Annotated in this window: 17 protein-coding genes; 8 read left to right on the forward strand and 9 right to left on the reverse strand. The window is 69.4% G+C overall.

Annotated features, from left to right (window positions below; translation table 11 throughout):
* Positions 1 to 4: 4 nt before the first annotated feature.
* The 3 genes from HLB44_RS09955 to HLB44_RS09965 all read right to left on the reverse strand — a co-directional run bounded on the left by HLB44_RS09955 (position 5) and on the right by HLB44_RS09965 (position 2,856).
* Positions 5 to 1,171: an efflux RND transporter periplasmic adaptor subunit gene (locus tag HLB44_RS09955; RefSeq protein WP_173122429.1), complete on the reverse strand. Its 1,167-nt coding sequence runs from the start codon at positions 1,169 to 1,171 to the stop codon at positions 5 to 7.
* Positions 1,172 to 1,401: 230 nt separating this feature from the next.
* Positions 1,402 to 2,004 (reverse strand): BPSL1445 family SYLF domain-containing lipoprotein, encoded by a 603-nt coding sequence (locus tag HLB44_RS09960; RefSeq protein WP_173122430.1) that lies wholly within the window; start codon positions 2,002 to 2,004, stop codon positions 1,402 to 1,404.
* Between the two features lie 114 nt (positions 2,005 to 2,118).
* The gene (locus tag HLB44_RS09965) at positions 2,119 to 2,856 is read right to left on the reverse strand and encodes a TetR/AcrR family transcriptional regulator (protein WP_173122431.1); all 738 of its coding nucleotides are present in this window, start codon (positions 2,854 to 2,856) and stop codon (positions 2,119 to 2,121) included.
* Between the two features lie 178 nt (positions 2,857 to 3,034).
* Between HLB44_RS09965 and HLB44_RS09970 the strand changes: the two genes are divergently transcribed.
* The gene (locus tag HLB44_RS09970; protein WP_173122432.1) at positions 3,035 to 3,253 is read left to right on the forward strand and encodes a DUF3606 domain-containing protein; all 219 of its coding nucleotides are present in this window, start codon (positions 3,035 to 3,037) and stop codon (positions 3,251 to 3,253) included.
* A 46-nt stretch (positions 3,254 to 3,299) separates the two neighbouring features.
* On the opposite strand, the gene HLB44_RS09975 is transcribed toward HLB44_RS09970, so the two are convergent.
* The 3 genes from HLB44_RS09975 to HLB44_RS09985 are packed head-to-tail and all read right to left on the reverse strand — an operon-like array spanning position 3,300 to position 6,049.
* On the reverse strand, positions 3,300 to 4,778 hold the full coding sequence (locus HLB44_RS09975) for an RCC1 domain-containing protein (RefSeq protein ID WP_173122433.1): 1,479 nt from the start codon (positions 4,776 to 4,778) through the stop codon (positions 3,300 to 3,302).
* A gap of 25 nt (positions 4,779 to 4,803) precedes the next feature.
* Positions 4,804 to 5,166, reverse strand: a complete 363-nt coding sequence (locus HLB44_RS09980; protein ID WP_173122434.1) for a translation initiation factor Sui1 — start codon at positions 5,164 to 5,166, stop codon at positions 4,804 to 4,806.
* Between the two features lies 1 nt (position 5,167).
* Complete coding sequence (locus tag HLB44_RS09985) at positions 5,168 to 6,049, reverse strand: DMT family transporter (protein WP_173122435.1); 882 nt, start codon at positions 6,047 to 6,049, stop codon at positions 5,168 to 5,170.
* A 59-nt stretch (positions 6,050 to 6,108) separates the two neighbouring features.
* Here HLB44_RS09985 and HLB44_RS37140 point away from each other — a divergent pair, with 59 nt between their 5' ends.
* Both HLB44_RS37140 and HLB44_RS09995 read left to right on the forward strand, forming a co-directional pair.
* Positions 6,109 to 7,188 carry a serine hydrolase domain-containing protein gene (locus tag HLB44_RS37140; protein ID WP_173122436.1) on the forward strand — a complete coding sequence of 360 codons (1,080 nt, stop codon included), beginning with the start codon at positions 6,109 to 6,111 and terminating at the stop codon, positions 7,186 to 7,188.
* Between the two features lie 44 nt (positions 7,189 to 7,232).
* Positions 7,233 to 8,441: an MFS transporter gene (locus HLB44_RS09995; RefSeq protein ID WP_173122437.1), complete on the forward strand. Its 1,209-nt coding sequence runs from the start codon at positions 7,233 to 7,235 to the stop codon at positions 8,439 to 8,441.
* A 16-nt stretch (positions 8,442 to 8,457) separates the two neighbouring features.
* On the opposite strand, the gene HLB44_RS10000 is transcribed toward HLB44_RS09995, so the two are convergent.
* The 3 genes from HLB44_RS10000 to HLB44_RS10010 all read right to left on the reverse strand — a co-directional run bounded on the left by HLB44_RS10000 (position 8,458) and on the right by HLB44_RS10010 (position 12,470).
* Positions 8,458 to 11,358: an ATP-binding protein gene (locus HLB44_RS10000; RefSeq protein WP_173122438.1), complete on the reverse strand. Its 2,901-nt coding sequence runs from the start codon at positions 11,356 to 11,358 to the stop codon at positions 8,458 to 8,460.
* On the reverse strand, positions 11,355 to 11,993 hold the full coding sequence (locus tag HLB44_RS10005) for an MEDS domain-containing protein (protein WP_343051277.1): 639 nt from the start codon (positions 11,991 to 11,993) through the stop codon (positions 11,355 to 11,357). The genes HLB44_RS10000 and HLB44_RS10005 overlap by 4 nt, the downstream gene beginning before the upstream one ends.
* A 96-nt stretch (positions 11,994 to 12,089) precedes the next feature.
* On the reverse strand, positions 12,090 to 12,470 hold the full coding sequence (locus tag HLB44_RS10010; RefSeq protein WP_173122439.1) for a hypothetical protein: 381 nt from the start codon (positions 12,468 to 12,470) through the stop codon (positions 12,090 to 12,092).
* Positions 12,471 to 12,638: 168 nt separating this feature from the next.
* On the opposite strand from HLB44_RS10010, the gene HLB44_RS10015 reads away from it, so the two are divergent.
* From HLB44_RS10015 to HLB44_RS10035, 5 genes are all read left to right on the forward strand, one after another.
* The gene (locus HLB44_RS10015; RefSeq protein ID WP_173122440.1) at positions 12,639 to 12,935 is read left to right on the forward strand and encodes a hypothetical protein; all 297 of its coding nucleotides are present in this window, start codon (positions 12,639 to 12,641) and stop codon (positions 12,933 to 12,935) included.
* A 5-nt stretch (positions 12,936 to 12,940) separates the two neighbouring features.
* A complete protein-coding gene (locus tag HLB44_RS10020) occupies positions 12,941 to 13,504 on the forward strand; it encodes a tetratricopeptide repeat protein (RefSeq protein WP_173122441.1) in 564 nt (187 codons plus the stop codon).
* A gap of 76 nt (positions 13,505 to 13,580) precedes the next feature.
* On the forward strand, positions 13,581 to 13,841 hold the full coding sequence (locus tag HLB44_RS10025) for a DUF4212 domain-containing protein (RefSeq protein WP_173122442.1): 261 nt from the start codon (positions 13,581 to 13,583) through the stop codon (positions 13,839 to 13,841).
* Between the two features lies 1 nt (position 13,842).
* Positions 13,843 to 15,969 (forward strand): sodium:solute symporter family protein, encoded by a 2,127-nt coding sequence (locus HLB44_RS10030; protein ID WP_173122443.1) that lies wholly within the window; start codon positions 13,843 to 13,845, stop codon positions 15,967 to 15,969.
* 164 nt (positions 15,970 to 16,133) lie between these two features.
* Positions 16,134 to 16,646 carry a hemerythrin domain-containing protein gene (locus HLB44_RS10035; RefSeq protein ID WP_173122444.1) on the forward strand — a complete coding sequence of 171 codons (513 nt, stop codon included), beginning with the start codon at positions 16,134 to 16,136 and terminating at the stop codon, positions 16,644 to 16,646.
* The last annotated feature ends 79 nt before the right edge of the window (positions 16,647 to 16,725 follow it).

A 16,725-nucleotide genomic window follows, 5' to 3' on the forward strand; every position in this document is an offset into this window, starting at 1 on the left:
CCTTTCAGCCGCCGGTCGCCGCCTGCGGGCGGACCGAGGTCGTGGTGGCGGCACTCGCGCCGCTCAGAGCGACCAGCGCCGCATCGCGCAGCTTGAACGAGCCCGAGGTCGCGACCTGCTCGCCGGGCGCCAGGCCGCGCACGATCAGCACCTCGTCGCCGAGCACCGCACCGACCTGCACGCTGCGCAGCTGCGCGCGCAGCGCCTTGTCCGGCGCCGCGGCAAGCACGAACACGTGGTCGCCGCCCGGACCCTTGCGCACCGCGGCGGCGGGCACCGCGACCGCCTGCGCCGCCGCGCCGACGCTGACGCCGACGCGCACCGACGAGCCCGGCGCGGGCATTCCAGACTGTGGCAGTGCCGCTGCGCTGGCCGCGTCCTTCGGCAGTTGGAAGCGCGCGCGCACGGTGCTGTTGCGCGTCGACGGGTCGACGCGCGCGTCCAGCGCCACGACCTTCGCGGCGATCGGCAGCTGGCCCGCGTCGGCACCGGCGAAGACGTCGATCCGGTCACCGGGCTTCAGCGCCGCGGCCACCGCCTGCGGCACCGCGAAGTCGACGTGCAGCGCGTCGTCGACGCTCTGCAGCGTGGTGATCGGGGTGCCCGCGTCGAGGTACTGGCCGGGGTGCACGTCGGCGATGCCGATGCGGGCGCGGAACGGCACGCGGATCGTCTTGCGCTCGATCACCGCCCGCGTGCGGGCGATCTGCGCCGCCGCGACCTCGCGCTCGGCACGCGCCCTGTCGACCTCGATCTCGGAGGTGGCGTTGTGCTCGCGCAGCCGCTCCAGCCGCTGCAAGCTGGTGGTGGCGAGCGCCAGCTGGGCCTGCTGCGCCGACAGGTCCGCCAGCTCGACCGCGACGTCGAGCGCGACCAGCACGGCGCCGGCCTCGACGATCGCGCCCGGCTGCAGGTTCACCTGGCGCACGGTGCCGGCCAGCTCGTTGCGCAAGGTCACCGAGCGCAGCGCCAGCACGGTGCCGATGGCGGTGGTGGCGGCGCGGTGCTCGCGCGCCGCGGCGGTGGCCGCGGTCACCGCTTCGGCCGGTTCGGGGTGGCCGGCCGCGGCTGCCTGCGAAGCCTCGGCCGCGTTGTATTTCCAGGCGGCGAGCGCGCCGCCGATGCCGAGCAAGGCCGTGAGCAGCACGGCCGACTTGATCACGCGATTCACGGGCTGTTCCTCGTGGTGGGTGGACGGACGAAACAATACCGTCCAGCCGGTCGGTCGTCAACCGTCCAGACGGTCTGTTTTCAATTCCAACCGATGATTGCTGCCAGCCGCTGACAAGCGGGCAGCGCCGAGGGGCGCGGATCGGGAAGTCAAGACGAAAGTGGCGCCGCGCGATGAAGCGCGGCGCCACGGGAGGAAAGACGCGGGGCTCGCGGCCGCCGCGTCGAAGATCAGCCGATGCGCGTGATCTTCGTGCCTTCCAGCGACAGGTTCGCCATCAGGCCCATGTTGGTCATCGCGAAGGCGACGATCGGTGCGCGGGCGGAATTGATGTCGATCTCGCCATTGGCGCCGATCTTCAGCAGCGCGACCGAGGCGTCGGCGCCGATCGACCAGCCCTTGCTGTCCTGGAAGCGGCGCAACGATTCGTCGCTCATGAACAGGAACACCAGCGCCTTCGATTGCGCGCCGGCCTGCAAGCCGACCGAGGCACTGGTCGTGCGGTAGTAGCCGGCGTGGCGACCCTTGACGCGCAGCTCGCCGTTGCCGATCTCGCCGCCGACCACCAGGCCGGCCGACATCGCGCGCGGGAACACCAGCACGCCGACGGCGCCGTCCACCAGCTCGCGGCTGCGTGGCGCCGTCGCGTACAGGCGGTTCAGGCTGTCGGTGTAGCCCTCGGCCAGGTCGCGCCGCTGTTCGGCACTCAGTGGCGAGAGGCCGACGGCTGCGCTCGGGGTCGGTGCCGAGGTCACGTTCGCAGTAGTCGTGCATCCGGCCGCCAGTGCGCTGATCACCACGGCGATGCTCGTCAGCCCAGTTTTGATATTCATTGCAAGCTCCTTGGGTAGGGGCTCGCAACGCGGCAATCGCGGTTCCCGGAACCGGCGCAAATGGGCCGTCCTACAAGTCGACGCGACGACGGACTACAGGGCGGCGGCGTGCTGTTAGCGACGTCGCGCTGCGGCGGGCGCTTTTCGGGCACTGGCGGGCTTGGCTGGCGCTGCCCCGGGCTTGGCCGGCGAGGTCCCGGGCTTGCCCGCGGCCCCGCGCTTGCGTGACGCGTTGGCGTGCCCGCGTGCCGGCTTCGCATCGTCGAGGATCTTCTCGAGCGCCTTGCGCACGCGCACGATCATCGCCTGGTCGACAGGCACCAGGCCGAGCACCCAGTACAGCCACAGGCCATCGACCGCGGCGACGACGACGTCACCGATGCCCTCGGGCAGCTCGTCGTCGGCGACGCGGCGGTGCAGCTCGGCGTAGGCCTCGCGCATCGGCTCGAGCAGCTGCGGGTTGTGCGCCAGCGCCGAGAAGGTCGCGGCCGAGCCGCGCTGGCAGCTCACGCACCACTCGTGCATGTCGCGCAGGTTGGCCGCGAGCAAGCCGCGCGCCATGCGGCCCGGGCCGGCCGGCACCTGCTCGTAAGCCTCGGCGTTGTGGGCGCGGATGTTGCCCGCGGTGCGCACCACCAGCGCCTCGACCAGCCGGTCCTTGTTCGGAAAGTGGTGCAGCAATCCGCCCTTGCTGACCTTGGCTTCGGCCGCGACCGCGTCGAGCGTCAGGCTGGCGATGCCGTCGCGCACGATGACGGCTTCGGCCGCATCGAGCAGCGCATCGAGGCGCGTCGCGCCGATATCGGGGCTGGCGGGCGGGACCAGCGGTCCGCCGAACGGGCTGGGAGGCATCAGGACCGCCCGGCCGTTCCGAAGGTCCTGAGCGCCCCCTTGGGGGGCTGCGAACGAAGTGAGCTTGGGGGCACCATGGGGGCGGAGACTAACCGTCCAGTCGGTCGGTTGTCAACCGGGCGCGCTCCAGGAACACCGTTTGCCGCGAATTCGGGGCCACCACTGCAGGAGACATCTCATGTCGGACAACAAGGACAAGACAGGCGGCCAGGATCGCAAGCGCATCAATGTCAACCAGGACTACGAGCTCGCAGACTGGGCGAAGAAGTTCGGTGTCACGAAGGAAGAGCTCAAGGCGGCCGTCAAGGCCGCCGGCGACAGCGCCGACAAGGTCGAGCAGCACCTGAAGTCTTCCCGCGGGAAGGGCAGCGACAGCGACAAGCCGTCGCGCGGCTGACATGGCGTCGCCGTGCCCGCGCGGGGCACGGCGAAGCCGACTCGCATCAGTGGAGGTTGAGCCCCGGGACCGGCGTGGGCACCAGCACCTTCGTGACGAACTCGCCGAGTCCCAGCACGCCAAGCTGGTTCGCGCCGCAGGCCCAGACCGTGCCGTCCGTTCGAACCAGCAGCGTGCCGCGGCTGCTCACCGCAGCCACGTCTGTCACGGCATCGAGACCGGGCACTCGTGTCGGCGGCTCGATGGCCGTGTCGGTGCCCAGGCAGAGCTTGCCGGCGTTGTGACCCCAGCCGGACACGCCGCCGTCCCGATGGACCACGATCGATTGCAGGGCGCCTGCGGACATGGCCACGACGTCGGCAATACCCGGCACCGGGGCGGGCACGCTCGACTGCGTGGTCGCCGTGCTCAGCCCCAATTGGCCGGCGTTGTTGCGCCCCCAGCTCCACACCGTGCCGTCCTGCTTGAGCGCCAGTACGTGCTGGGCGCCGCCGGCGATCCCGATCACGCCATCGAGCCCCGGGATCTGCACCGGCTGCGCACCGGTGGTCGCGCCCGCCGCCACGGCGCCAGCGCCCAGGCCGTACTCGTTCAAACCCCAGAACCACACACTGCCATCGGCGCGGACGATGAAGATCGCCTGCTGGGTATGGGCGACGTCGACCGCATCGTTGAAGCTGCCCATTCGCACGGCCTTGTTGGTCGCGTCCGACGGCATGCCCGTGGCGCTCATGCCCCAGCGCCAGACGCTGCCATCCGATCGAATGACGGCCTGCCGCGTATCGGCTGACGACAGGTGCACGGCGGCACTGGTCACCGTGACGGGACCGAAGGACAGCTGCTCGCCGAGGAAGCTCCCGTTGCCCAGCGTCCCGCCCGAGTTCGATCCGGCAGCGAGCACCGTGCCCTGGCTGCCGATCACGCTGCTGTGGCCGACGCCCAGCACCACGCCGATCGCCGTTCCGGGTCCCATCACCTGCTTCGGCAACCACTGCGTCGCGCCCTTGGCCGTGCCGTCTCCGAACTGCCCGGACAAGTTGCTGCCCCAGGTCCAGATCGAGCCATCGGCCTTGATGGCCATGCTGCTCAGCGCGTTGTAGCCACCGGCGATGCGTGGTGTGCGGCGCGGGCCGGTGGTGCACGAGGCCGGATACACCAGGCACGCGAAGGCGGCCAGCTCACCGACGTAAGCCGGAACGGTGGCACTGCCCGCGATCGGTCCGAGGATCCACACGCCGGTGCCCGCGACGCCGACGCAGTTGCCGGTCTCCGGGTAGCAGCGGTAGACGTAAGGCGCCAAGCTCTGGTTGGCCTGGTGCGAAGGGAAGTAACCCGCGTAGGCCTCTTCGGCCCAATCGAACAGCGCTGTGGCGTCGGGCACCCGCGGTGCCGCGATCACCGCTTCGAGAGCGCCACCGAGGAGCAGCGTCGCCAGCAGGCGTCGAAGTGCCCTCGAGCCGGCGCGAATGCGAGCGCCTTGATCGTGCATGGCGGATCCCGTTGCGGAAGTCTCGAGGGAGCGCATTGTGATCCCGACCGGCGCAGGTCGGTCAGCCGCCCGAGCGCTTCACCGCCCACCCCGCCTGCTGCAGAAAAGCGACCACGCGATCGCAGTGGTCGCCCTGCAGCTCGATCACGCCGTCCTTCACGGTGCCGCCGGATCCGCAGGCGGTGCGCAGTTGTTTGCCCAGGGTCGCCAGCGCCGCGGCGTCGCCTTCGACGCCGCGAACGACGGTGACGGTCTTGCCGCCGCGGCCCTTGGATTCGCGCCCGACGCGGACAATGCCGTCACCGCGCCGGACCGCCGCAGCCTGTGCGCTGCAGACGCAGTCGCCAATCGGCTTGCGGCAGGCGGGGCACATGCGGCCGCCTTCGGTGGAGTAGACGAGCCCGCCCGATCCGGTCTTGCGCATGTCACTTCAGCCTTGCCAGCCACACGCCGGCCACCGTCAGCGCCATGCCCAGCAGCGCCGCACCGGTCAGCCGCTCGCCGAACAGGCCCCAGGCGAACAGCGCCGTCGAGGGTGGCACGAGGTAGAACAGGCTCGCGCTGTCGACCGCACTGCCGGCGCGGATCAACGCGTTGAGCAGGCTCACCGCGCCGAGCGACAGCACGAAGACCAGCCAGCCGAGCGCGAAGACGAACTCTCCCGTCCAGCGCAGCTGCAGCGGCTCGGTCAGCGCGGCGGCCACCGCGGTGGCCAGCGTCGCCGGAATGAACTGCACCACGAGGCCGGTGCGCCAATCGAACGACGGGCACCAGCGCTTCTGCCACAGCGTGCCGGCGGTGATCGCCAGCAGCGCCAGCACGGCCGCCGGCAGGCCGCCGGCGCCAAAGCCGGCGTCCAGCTGCCGCGACACCACCAGCGCCACGCCGGCGAAGCCCAGCGCCAGGCCGAACCAGCGCCGGCCACCGAGCCGTTCCCCCATCCAGCCGACTGCCACCATCGCGGTGAGCAGCGGCTGCAGCCCGACGACGAGGCTGGTGACGCCCGCGGGCAAGCCCTGGCTGATGGCGATGAAGACGCCGCCCAGGTACAGCCCGTGCACCAGCAGGCCGGCGATGCCGATGCTGGCCCAGGCACGCACACCGCGCGGCCATGGCGCACGCATGACCAGGGCCACCATCGTCATCAGCGCGATAACAGCCAAATAGCGCAGCACCAGGAACAGCAGCGGCGGCGCGTGCGGCAGGCCGAGCCGCGCGCCGATGAAGCCGGTGGACCACAACAGCACGAAGAGGAAGGGAATGGCGCGGCGGCCCATGCTGGCAGGGGGATTCGAACGGACCGGCATTGTGCCGGGCCCGCTGCCCGATACAGTGCGGGGCTCCGCCGCCCTGCCCTGCGATGACGATGCACCAGAAGCTCGAAGCCGCCGCCGCGCTGGCCCAGGCGCACGAAACGCCCTGGCCGCGCGACCCCGCCGCCGCGCCGGCGCCCGGCCAGCAACCGTGGGGCGTGCACCACGACGACCCGCCGCCGTACAACCGGCTGTTCGGCCCGGTGCACGCGCGCGGACCGCAGTCCGGCGTGGTCTGGCAGCACGGCCGCGAGCGCTTCGCCTGGGGCGAGCCCGAGCGCGCCGACCTGACCTTCAGCGTCGCCAAGACCTACCTCGCGCTCTTGGCCGGCGTGGCCGAGGCGCAGGGCCTGCTGCCCGATCTGGACCGGCCGGTGCACCGGCAACTGCCCGGCATCGGCTTCGACGACAGCGCGCACAACCGCGCCGTCACCTGGGCCCAGCTGCTGACGCAGACCAGCGAATGGGAAGGCAGCTGCTTCGGCCTGCCCGACACGGTGGATCGCTGGCGCAAGGTGGCGCAGGACCCGCGCGCGGCCGGCGGCCCGAAGGGCGGCGCGCGGCCGCTGCAATCGCCCGGCAGCTACTGGGAATACAACGACGTGCGCATCAACCAGCTGGCGCTGGCGCTGCTGCACCTGTTCCGCGCGCCGTTGCCCGCGGTGTTCCTCGACCAGATGCTGCACGCGGCCGGTGGCGGCGCGGGCTTCGCATGGCGCGGTTATGACGACGCATGGATCGACCTGCCTGGCGTCGGCCGCGTGCAGTCGGTGCCCGGCGGCTCGCACTGGGGCGGCGGCGTCTCGATCAGCGCGCGCGACCAGGCCCGCATCGGCCAGTGCATGCTCGAGCTGCAGCGTGGCCGGCGCAGCGGGCCGATCCGCGCCAGCTGGATCGACGCGATGGCCGAGCCTTCGCCGGTGGCGCCGTTCTACGGCCGGCTGGTGTGGCTGAACCGCGGCGGCCGCAACTTTCCCGGTGCGTCGGAGCGGGCGATGATGATGCTCGGCGCCGGCGGGCACACGGTGTGGGTCGATCCGGTGCTCGATGCGGTGGTGGTGCTGCGCTGGCTCGATGCGGCGTCGGCTCCGGCGGTGATCCGGCAGATCGCTGCCGCCTTGCAGGACGGCTGAGCGGCCAGGCTGAGTACCATGCCGGCGGCCGACGCACCGCGTTCATGACCCTCCCGGACACCGCCGCTTCCAGCCGCGCTGCGCGCATTCCGCGCACGGTGTGGGTGCTGGGTGCCGTGAGCCTGTTCATGGACATGTCGTCCGAGCTGATCCATGCCGTGCTGCCGCTGTACATCACGACCGTGATGGGGCTGTCGGTGCTGGCCGTCGGCCTGATCGAAGGCTTCGCCGAAGCCACGGCGTCGATGCTGAAGGTGGTGTCGGGCTTCGTGTCCGACCGCTTCGCCCGGCGCAAGCCGCTGGCCCTGCTGGGCTACGGCCTGGCGGCCCTGACGAAGCCGATGTTTCCGCTGGCCGACACGGCCGTCGGCGTCGTCGCGGCGCGCGTGATCGACCGCGTCGGCAAGGGCATCCGCGGCGCGCCACGCGATGCCATGGTCGCGGACGTCACGCCGCCGCACCTGCGCGACGCGGCCTACGGCCTGCGCCAGTCGCTCGACACCGTCGGCGCCTTTGCCGGTCCGCTGCTGGCGATGCTGTTCCTGTGGCTGTGGAACGGCGATCTGCGCCAGGTGCTGTGGATCGCGAGCGTGCCGGCCTTCATCGCGCTGGCCCTGCTCGCCTTCGGCGTGCAGGAGCCGCCCGCCGCGGCGCCGGTCAAGCGCACGGCGGCGCTGCAGCTGGCCGCGATTTCCCGGCTGCCGCGCGCCTTCTGGTGGCTGATCGCGCTGACGGCCGTGTTCTCGCTGGCGCGCCTGTCGGAAGCCTTCCTGGTGCTGCGCGCGCAGGAGCTGCAGTTCGGCGTGGTCTGGATTCCGCTCGTCATGGTGGTCATGAGCGTGGTCTATTCGATGTCCTCGTATCCCGCGGGCCTGCTCGCGGCCCGCTTCGGGCGGTGGACACTGCTCGGTGCATCGCTGCTGGCGCTGGTCGCCGCCGAGCTGGCGCTGGCGATGTGGCCGGGCGCGGCGGGCCTGTGGTGCGGCGTCGCGCTGTGGGGGCTGCACATGGGCTTGTCGCAAGGCGGCCTGTCGGCGGCGGTGGCCGAGTTCGCGCCGGCCGACATCCGCGCCACGGCCTTCGGCCTGTTCCACTTCGTGACCGGCGTCTTCCAGCTCGCCAGCGGCGCGCTCGGCGGCTGGTTGTGGATGCACTGGGGCAGTTCAGTGGCCTTCCTGGCGGGCGCGTGCTGGGGCGCCGTGGCCTGCGCGGCGCTGCTGATGCGCGGCGCGGCCTGGCAGCGAAGACGCTGAGCCGGCGCAGCTTCGGCTACAAAGCCTTCAGCAGCGTCTCCAGCGCCTTCAGCTCGAGCGGCTTGACGAGGTGGTGGTCGAACCCCGCCTCGGCGGTGCGACGGCGATCTTCCTGCTGGCCCCAACCGGTCAGCGCCGTCAGCACGACCTGTTCCAGCGCCGGCTGTGAACGCAATCGGCGCGCGACTTCATAACCATCCATGCCCGGCATGCCGAGATCCAGGAACACCATGTCGGGCACGAAGGCCGTGGCCATGGCCAGCGCGGAAGGCCCGTCCTGCGCGATCCGCACCTCATGCCCGTGCATGCGCAGCAGCATCGCCAGGCTCGTCGCGGCGTCGCTGTTGTCGTCGACGACGAGCAGCCGGTGGCCGGATGCAGCCGCTTCCAGCGCCCGTTCGTCGCTCAGGCCCTCGACCGGCTCGCCGTGCGCTGGCGCCATCAGCGGCAACCTGACGATGAATTCACTGCCCTGACCCAGCCCTGCGCTGCGCGCCTCGATGGTTCCCCCATGCAGCCGCACCAGGTTCTGCGACAACGTCAGCCCGATGCCGAGCCCGCCTTGCGCGCGGGTCGAGGCGTGGTCCACCTGCACGAACAATTCGAAGACGCGCGGCAGCATCTCCGCGGCCATGCCGATGCCGTCATCGCGCACGCTCAATGCAACCACGCCCTGTTCGCGCACCGCCGACACCCAGATGTGGCCGTGGGACTCCGTGTACTTGGCGGAGTTGGTCAGCAGATTGCCCACCACCTGCGCCAGCCGCACCGGGTCGGCATCGACGAGCAGCGATTCGTCCGGTATCGACAGTTCGAGCCGGTGCCTTTGCATGTCGATCAGCGGTTGCACCGTCTCCACGGCACGCGCGACCACGGCGGCGATCTCCAGCGGCTCCTTGCGCAATTCGATCTTGCCGCGCATCACGCGCGACACATCCAGCAGGTCGTCGACGAGCCGCACCAGGTGGTGGACCTGACGCTCGATCATGGCCCGCGATTCCTCGACCGCCGACGCATCGATGCGCGGCAGCTTCAGGATCTCCAGCGAATTGCGAATCGGGGCCAGCGGATTGCGCAGCTCGTGCGCAAGGATGGCCAGGAACTCGTCCTTGCGGCGGTCGGCATCCAGCAGGGCCTCCTCGAGCCGCTTGCGCGCGGTGATGTCCACCAACACGCCCGGCATGCGGATCGGCCGGCCCGCGGCGTCGCGCTCGGTGCGGCCGCGGGCGGTCACCCAGCGCGCCGACCCATCGGGCTGCACGATCCGGTAGTCGGCCTCGTAGGGTTCGCCGCTGTGCACCGCCCGCTCCAGCGCCGCGGTGACGCGGGGCACGTCGTCGGGATGGATGGCACCGAGGTACTTGTCCAGCACGCCGCCCTGGCCTTCGGACGGCGGCAGGTTGAAGAGCTGATCGAAGGTGCCGTCGCCGAACAGCAGATTGCCCGGAATATCCCAGTTCCAGGTCGCGATCGCACCCGCCTCGAGCGCGGCCTCCAGGCGCGACCGGGCGTCCGCCAGTGCCCGCTCGACACGGGTGCGCTCCGTGATGTCCCGCGTGAAACAGCGCGTGTGGACGAAGCGGCCGTCGTTCCACAACACGCTCGAATCGATCAGCACGTGCTTGATCGACCCGTCCTTGCAGCGCAGCCGCGCCGGATATTCGATCAGCCGCTCGCCGGCATTCAATTTGTCGAGGATCGCGCCAATGACATCCGGATCGGCATGGAACTCGGCAATGTGCCGCCCCAGGTACTCGGCGCGGGTGTAGCCGAGCATCTGCAACTCGGCGTGGTTGGCCTTCAGGATCTTTCCGTCGGAATCGACCCAGTGCAGCCCGATGGTGGCGTTCTCGAAGAACTCCGCCAGTTCCTGTTCGCTTCGCCTCAGCTCGTCCTCGGCCGCCTTGCGCTCGATGAACTGGCCGACGTTGCCGCCGGCGGTGCCGACCATCTCCAGCAGGTCGGCATCGAGCTCACGCACCTGGTGCGTGAAGAACTCGATCACGCCGATCGTTCTGTCGCCGAGGATGACCGGGCAGGCGAACGCGCAGCGCAATCCATCCTCCGCGGCCGCGGCCAGGCGCATGAAGTTGCCGTCCTGTGACAGGTCCGCGATCCAGGCCGGCGTGCCGCTGGCCCAGACCCGTCCCGGCAGGCCTTCGCCGCTTCGAAACGACGCTTCGCAACTCGCCGCGACGAACTGCTTCGGCGGCCTGTCCGGCCGATGCCAGTGCGCCCGGCACGCCAGCCGATCGCCGTCGTCATCGATGATCCAGAAGAAGCCGGCGTCCCAGGCCAGGTGCTCGCAGACCGCGCGAAGCACCCCGGTGGCCGCCTCTTCGACGGTCACGGCCTGGTTCAATTCCTGGGTCAGCGCGAGGCGCGCATTGCGGTGCCGCTGCAACTCCTCCTCGGCCTGGCGCCGCTGCACGACGATCGCCATCTGGTTGGCACCCACGCCCAGCAGCAGGCGGTCCTGCTCGGTCGGGAAGTCGGGCTTGCGCGAGCCCGCGACCAGCGCGCCGGGATCGGCGCCGACGCCGAAACGCACCACGGCGAGCTGCAGCGTGCCGGCGCCGCAGGGATCGGGGATGGTCTTGGGCAACTCGCCGCGCGGCGCGTTCAGCAGCGCTGCCAGCGCTGCCTTGGCGGTGGTTTCGTAGTCGGTGTCGTGGCGCCGGCCGCAGCGCACGATGTCGACCGCGCCTTTGCCCGTGCGGCCGGCCAAGCGCAGGTACACGACATCGAGCGACAAGGTATCGAGCAGCACGCCGCTCAGGCTGCGCGCGATGTCGTCCCGATCCAGTCCGCTCCACACGGCGGGCAGCGTCGACAGCGCGACCAGGTCGCGCATCGTGCGCCGAAGGCGCCGGTTCTCTTCGATCGCGTGCCTGACGTCGGGCGCTGACACGCTCATTCCAGGGCTTTTTCGGCGGCTCGCTCCTGCAGCTCCTTGAGCATCTCGTCCGGCGGAACGTAGAACGGGTTCTCCTGCAGGATGCCGCCGACGATGACCATCGGGTGCGTGCGCAGGATGTCGATGACCACGCTGGCATCGAAGCGCGACAGGTCGTAGGTGCAGACGACCGGATCGTGGTACTCGGGCAGGACGTGGTTCAGCCGCGTTTCGTATTCGACGATGTCGTGCACGCCGGGCAAGTCTTCCAATGCCCATTCCATGTTGGCCACCAGCCGGGTCAGCTTGCCCGGCGGCTTCTTGGCCGGGTCGAGCGCGTCCTTGATCGTGTCGATCATGCGGTACTGATCGAAGTACGCGTCCTTGATGTAGGCCTCTTCCCAACGGCGGACCTCGAGCTGGCCGCGGCGCTGCGCATCGGCGACGTCGATGCCTTCGTCCTGCAGGCGCCGCAGGTGCTCGGTCCGGTGTTTCGGGTCGACGACGTGGAAGGCGCGATCGCCCTGCTCGAAACCGTCCTTGATGAACGGCATCAGCACGCGGTATTCCTCTTCCTTGGAATGGAAGAAGGCGCACACGTGGCATGAACGGCTCAGCACCGATCCGCCCAGTCGCACCGGTTGATGTTCAGCCACGGCAGTCTCCTTCGTCGACGTCGGTAAGTTTGGGCAGGATCGGCCCCTACCGGCGGGTTCGCTGGCACGAAGGCAACTCGCGTGCCAGATGGCGGCTTACAGCTGCAGCGTCCAGCGGTGATCGCAGCGCCGGCAGCGCACGTGCAGCACGCTGGAAGCGGCCGTGCCGTCGAGCACTTCCAGCTTGGCGTAGGTGTCGCAGCCCTTGCAGACCGCCTGGTCCGCGACGTACTCGGCATGGTTGAGCCGGTACAGATAGCGGCGCAGCGCCACCAGCCCGATCGCCGCGCTGGCGGCGCCGACGCCCAGCAGCTCGAGCTGCTGCAGCAACGGCAATGACGCCTGATACAGCTCGGCCGCCCCCAACAGACCGAGCGTGGCCAACAGCAGCAACACCAGGTTGGCGTGGCTGCGCAGCAGTTCGCGCTCGTACCACTTCTGAAATCCGAGGCGCGCGATGGCGTGTGCGGTGCTCATCGGAACTCTCCAGCCGACGGCTGCCAACGACGTCGGGCCAAGATCATCGCACCACGGCAAGGGTTTGCCCGATCGGGACAAGCGCGAAGCAGCGGCCGTTTGTCAGAACTGCGTAAGGCAGCGGGAACGAGACTCTGCGCGCACGGAGACACGACAAGAGGGGTGGCGATGCTGACCTTCCTCACGTTCGTTCAGCTGACGCTGTACATCCCGCTGCTGGCGCTGCTCGGGCAGGGGTTGCTGTTCGTTCTCGCCGGCGCGCGGCGCGACAGCAACTTCTTCTACCAGCTGCTGAAGCTGCTGTCGAAGCCGTTCACGCTGGTCGTGCGCCGCCTCACGCCCTCGCGGGTGGGCGATCACCAGGTGCCGATCGTCACCTTCTTCCTGCTCGTGATCGTCTACGCGATCGTGACCTTCGAGCGCATCAGCCTGTGCCTGCGCATCGGCGTGGAGATGTGCCGGTGAGCCGCATGCCGCTCGCCCACCGCTGGCTGAAGCTGCAGGCGATCGGCCTGCTGGTACTGGGCCGTTCCGCCGCGGCGGAGCGGGTCTTCGATCGCATGCTGCTGCGCTGGCCGCAGGACGCCTACGCGCTGGCCAGCCGCGCCCATGCGCGCGCGCTGCGCGGCGCCGTGGACGAGGCCCTGCACGACGCCGCCGCGCTCGTGGCCGCGCATCCCGGCGCCAGTGCCGCCCACTGGTTCAACTACGCGTTCCTGCTCGAACAGCGCGGCCGGCTTGCGGATGCGGAGGAAGCGTTCCGCCGCGCGGTCGAGCTCGACCCCAAGCTCGACCGGGCCTGGTACGGCCTGGGCGTGACGCTGATCCGCCTGCGGCGCTACGAAGACGCCGAGGCCGCGCTGGTTCGCAATACCGAACTGCAGCCGATGAGTCCCTACGGCTGGTACCACCTGGCACGGGTCTACATCGATCGCCACGAGCCCGACGCCGCGCGTCGGGTGATCCGGCATCTCAAGGGTTTCGAGCCCCAGGTCGCCGCGCAGCTGGAGCGCGAAACCGGACTCGCATCGTGATTCCGTCTCGACAAGAACCGCGCCAGGCGGCAAGCACGGATCCGGGCCGATCCCGGTCGAACGATGGAGACAGTCGATGGAACGATTGAGCGAAAGGCACCACCACTACTGGCGGAAGAACCTGCGGATCACCTCGATCCTGATGGCCATCTGGTTCGTGGTGACATACGTCGTCGGGTTCTATGCGCGCGAACTCAACTTCACCTTCTTCGGCTGGCCGTTCAGCTTCTGGGTCGCGGCCCAGGGTGCGCTGATCGTCTACGTGCTCATCATCTGGTACTACGCCAACTACATGAACCGGCTCGACCAGGAACACGGCGTCGCCGAGGAGGACTGACATGGCCGGCACCTTCGAACACGTGGAAGGCTCCAATGCCACCGCGACCCGCGCCTTCACCCGCCAGCTGAACAAGGTCTACGGCTGGTACACCGGGGGCTTCATCGCCTTCGTCGTCGTGCTCGCGGTGCTCGAGCAGATGGGCCTGCCCAAGAACTGGATCGGCTTCATCTTCCTGATCGCCACCGTGGCGCTGTATGCCGGCATCGGCATCATGAGCCGCACCACCGACGCCGCCGAGTACTACGTGGCCGGACGCCGCGTGCCGGCGGTCTACAACGGCATGGCGACCGGCGCCGACTGGATGAGCGCCGCGTCGTTCATCGGCATGGCCGGCACGCTCTACCTCACCGGCTATGGCGGCCTGGCCTTCATCATGGGCTGGACCGGCGGCTACTGCCTGGTGGCGCTGTTCCTCGCGCCCTATCTGCGCAAGTTCGGCCAGTTCACGATTCCCGACTTCCTCGGCGCGCGCTTCGGCGGCAACCTGCCGCGGATGGTCGGCATCATCGGCGCGATCCTGTGCTCGTTCACCTATGTCGTCGCGCAGATCTACGGTGTCGGCCTGATCACGACGCGGCTGTCCGGGCTGGCCTTCGAGATCGGCATCTTCGTCGGCCTGGGCGGCATCCTGGTGTGCTCGTTCCTCGGCGGCATGCGCGCCGTCACGTGGACCCAGGTGGCGCAATACATCATCCTGATCATCGCGTACCTGGTGCCGGTGATCTGGCTGTCGGTCAAGCAGACCGGCATTCCGATCCCGCAGGCGATCTACGGCTACCAGCTCGAGAAGGTCACGGCGGCCGAGCAGCGCCTGAAGGAGGATCCGAAGGAGAAGGAAGTGATGGCCGCGTTCAAGGGCCTGGCCGACGGCTTCGACGCGAAGTTGAAGGACGTGCCCGCCGCGCTGGCGGCCGATCGTGCCGCTGCGCAGAAGAAGGTCGCCGACCTGAAGGCCGCCAATGCACCGGCAGCCGAGATCGCCACGGCTGAGAAGGCGCTGGCCGCGGTACCGGCGAACGAGGCCGATGCGCGCAAGGCCTGGACCGCAGCCAAGGCGGCGAACACGGCGCGCGCCGCACCGCTGGCCGGCATGCCACCGCACGCCCAGCAGTTCGCCGGCGACCCCAATGGCGACGAGAAAGCGAAGAAGGCGTACGACGAATCGCGGCGCAACTTCCTCGCGCTCACCTTCTGCCTGATGGTGGGCACGGCCGCGCTGCCGCACATCCTGATGCGCTACTACACGACGCCTTCGGTCAAACAGGCGCGCGAGTCGGTGACCTGGTCGCTGTTCTTCATCTTCCTGCTGTACTTCACGGCGCCGGCGCTCGCGGTGCTGGTGAAGTACGAGATGTTCAGCCTCGTCGTCGGAACGCCATTCGACAAACTGCCGGAATGGATATCGGCCTGGAACCGCGTCGACCCGGCCCTGCTGTCGGTCGTCGACATCAACAAGGATGGCATCCTGCAACTGGGTGAGATCCGGATCGGCGGCGACATCATCGTGCTCGCGACGCCGGCCATCGGCGGGCTGCCCTACGTGATCTCGGGCATGGTGGCCGCGGGCGGCCTCGCGGCGGCGCTGTCGACGGCCGACGGCCTGCTGCTGACGATCGCCAACGCGCTCAGCCACGACCTGTACTACAAGATGATCGATCCGAACGCGCCGACCTCGCGCCGGGTGACGATCTCCAAGGTCCTGCTGCTGGTCGTGGCCCTGGCCGCGGCGGCCGTTGCGGCGCAGAAACCGGCGGACATCCTGTTCCTGGTCTCGGCGGCGTTCTCGTTCGCGGCTGCCGCGTTCTTCCCGGCGCTGGTGCTCGGCATCTTCTGGAAACGCGCCAACAAGTGGGGGGCCACGCTGGGCATGATTGCCGGGCTGGGCACGACCTTCTACTACATGGCCACGACCCAGGCGTGGATGCGCGGGGTTTTCGGCGTCACCTCGCCGATCGCCGACAACATCTGGTGGGGCATCCAGCCGATCTCGGCCGGCCTGTTCGGCGTGCCGGTCGGATTCGCCGTCATCATCATCGTCAGCCTGCTGACGAAGGAACCCGACCAGCAGACGCAGGAACTGGTCGAGCACGTCCGGTACCCGGACCTGAAACTCGCCAACGCCTGAGCCGCGCGCCGCGGCGCACTGGGACACGAGCCTCGCCGGCAACGGCGGGGCTCGCTTCATTTTCGGGCGGGCAAACGCGGGGCAGGCATCGCGCTTGCCATCGCTTCGGCGTGCGTCCCGCCCATTCCACAGGCGACGCAAGACCCCATAGCCAGGAGCTGTACATGCCCACCGCCAATCGCACTTCCCACGCCACCACCGAAACGACCCGCGCGCGCAGCACCGCCGCGGACGCCATCAAGCTGCTGACCACGGATCACAAGGACGTGAAGCAGCTGTTCAAGAACTACGACAAGCTCGCCAAGGCCGAAGCCGCGGACGACGAGCGGCGCGCCGTGGCCGAGGAGATCTGCAACATGCTGACCGTGCACGCGACGGTCGAGGAAGAGCTCTTCTACCCGGCCGCGCGCGAAGCGCTCGACGAGCAGGCATTGCTGGACGAGGCGGAAGTCGAGCACGCCAGCGCGAAGGACCTGATCGCGCAGATCCGCGGCATGTCGCCGTCCGACGACCTCTACGATGCCAAGGTCAAGGTGCTCGGCGAATACATCGACCACCACGTGCAGGAAGAAGAAGGCGAGATGTTCCCGAAGGTGCGCAAGTCGGAGCTCGATCTGAAGGAGCTCGGCACGCAGATGCAGGCGCGCAAGGACGAGCTGATGCGGCAGATGGTCTGACGCCGTTGCGCGGACTGCCCATGGACGCTGCTTTCGCGCGGCATGTCATGGGCAGTCCGGTTCGTCCCGGCCCGGGCCT

The sequence above is a fragment of the Pseudaquabacterium terrae genome (genome assembly GCF_013266755.1).
Taxonomy (GTDB): domain Bacteria; phylum Pseudomonadota; class Gammaproteobacteria; order Burkholderiales; family Burkholderiaceae_C; genus Pseudaquabacterium; species Pseudaquabacterium terrae.

Bases quoted from the DNA above. Each gene is read 5' to 3' on its own strand.
- HLB44_RS10035 (WP_173122444.1), top strand. From the start codon at position 16,134: ATGCCCACCGCCAATCGCACTTCCCACGCCACCACCGAAACGACCCGC.
- HLB44_RS09985 (WP_173122435.1), bottom strand. From the start codon at position 6,049: ATGCCGGTCCGTTCGAATCCCCCTGCCAGCATGGGCCGCCGCGCCATT.
- HLB44_RS09980 (WP_173122434.1), bottom strand. From the start codon at position 5,166: ATGCGCAAGACCGGATCGGGCGGGCTCGTCTACTCCACCGAAGGCGGC.
- HLB44_RS09965 (WP_173122431.1), bottom strand. From the start codon at position 2,856: ATGCCTCCCAGCCCGTTCGGCGGACCGCTGGTCCCGCCCGCCAGCCCC.
- HLB44_RS10015 (WP_173122440.1), top strand. From the start codon at position 12,639: ATGCTGACCTTCCTCACGTTCGTTCAGCTGACGCTGTACATCCCGCTG.
- HLB44_RS09975 (WP_173122433.1), bottom strand. From the start codon at position 4,778: ATGCGCTCCCTCGAGACTTCCGCAACGGGATCCGCCATGCACGATCAA.
- HLB44_RS37140 (WP_173122436.1), top strand. From the start codon at position 6,109: ATGCACCAGAAGCTCGAAGCCGCCGCCGCGCTGGCCCAGGCGCACGAA.
- HLB44_RS09995 (WP_173122437.1), top strand. From the start codon at position 7,233: ATGACCCTCCCGGACACCGCCGCTTCCAGCCGCGCTGCGCGCATTCCG.
- HLB44_RS10025 (WP_173122442.1), top strand. From the start codon at position 13,581: ATGGAACGATTGAGCGAAAGGCACCACCACTACTGGCGGAAGAACCTG.
- HLB44_RS09970 (WP_173122432.1), top strand. From the start codon at position 3,035: ATGTCGGACAACAAGGACAAGACAGGCGGCCAGGATCGCAAGCGCATC.
- HLB44_RS10010 (WP_173122439.1), bottom strand. From the start codon at position 12,470: ATGAGCACCGCACACGCCATCGCGCGCCTCGGATTTCAGAAGTGGTAC.
- HLB44_RS09960 (WP_173122430.1), bottom strand. From the start codon at position 2,004: ATGAATATCAAAACTGGGCTGACGAGCATCGCCGTGGTGATCAGCGCA.
- HLB44_RS10030 (WP_173122443.1), top strand. From the start codon at position 13,843: ATGGCCGGCACCTTCGAACACGTGGAAGGCTCCAATGCCACCGCGACC.
- HLB44_RS10020 (WP_173122441.1), top strand. From the start codon at position 12,941: ATGCCGCTCGCCCACCGCTGGCTGAAGCTGCAGGCGATCGGCCTGCTG.
- HLB44_RS10000 (WP_173122438.1), bottom strand. From the start codon at position 11,358: ATGAGCGTGTCAGCGCCCGACGTCAGGCACGCGATCGAAGAGAACCGG.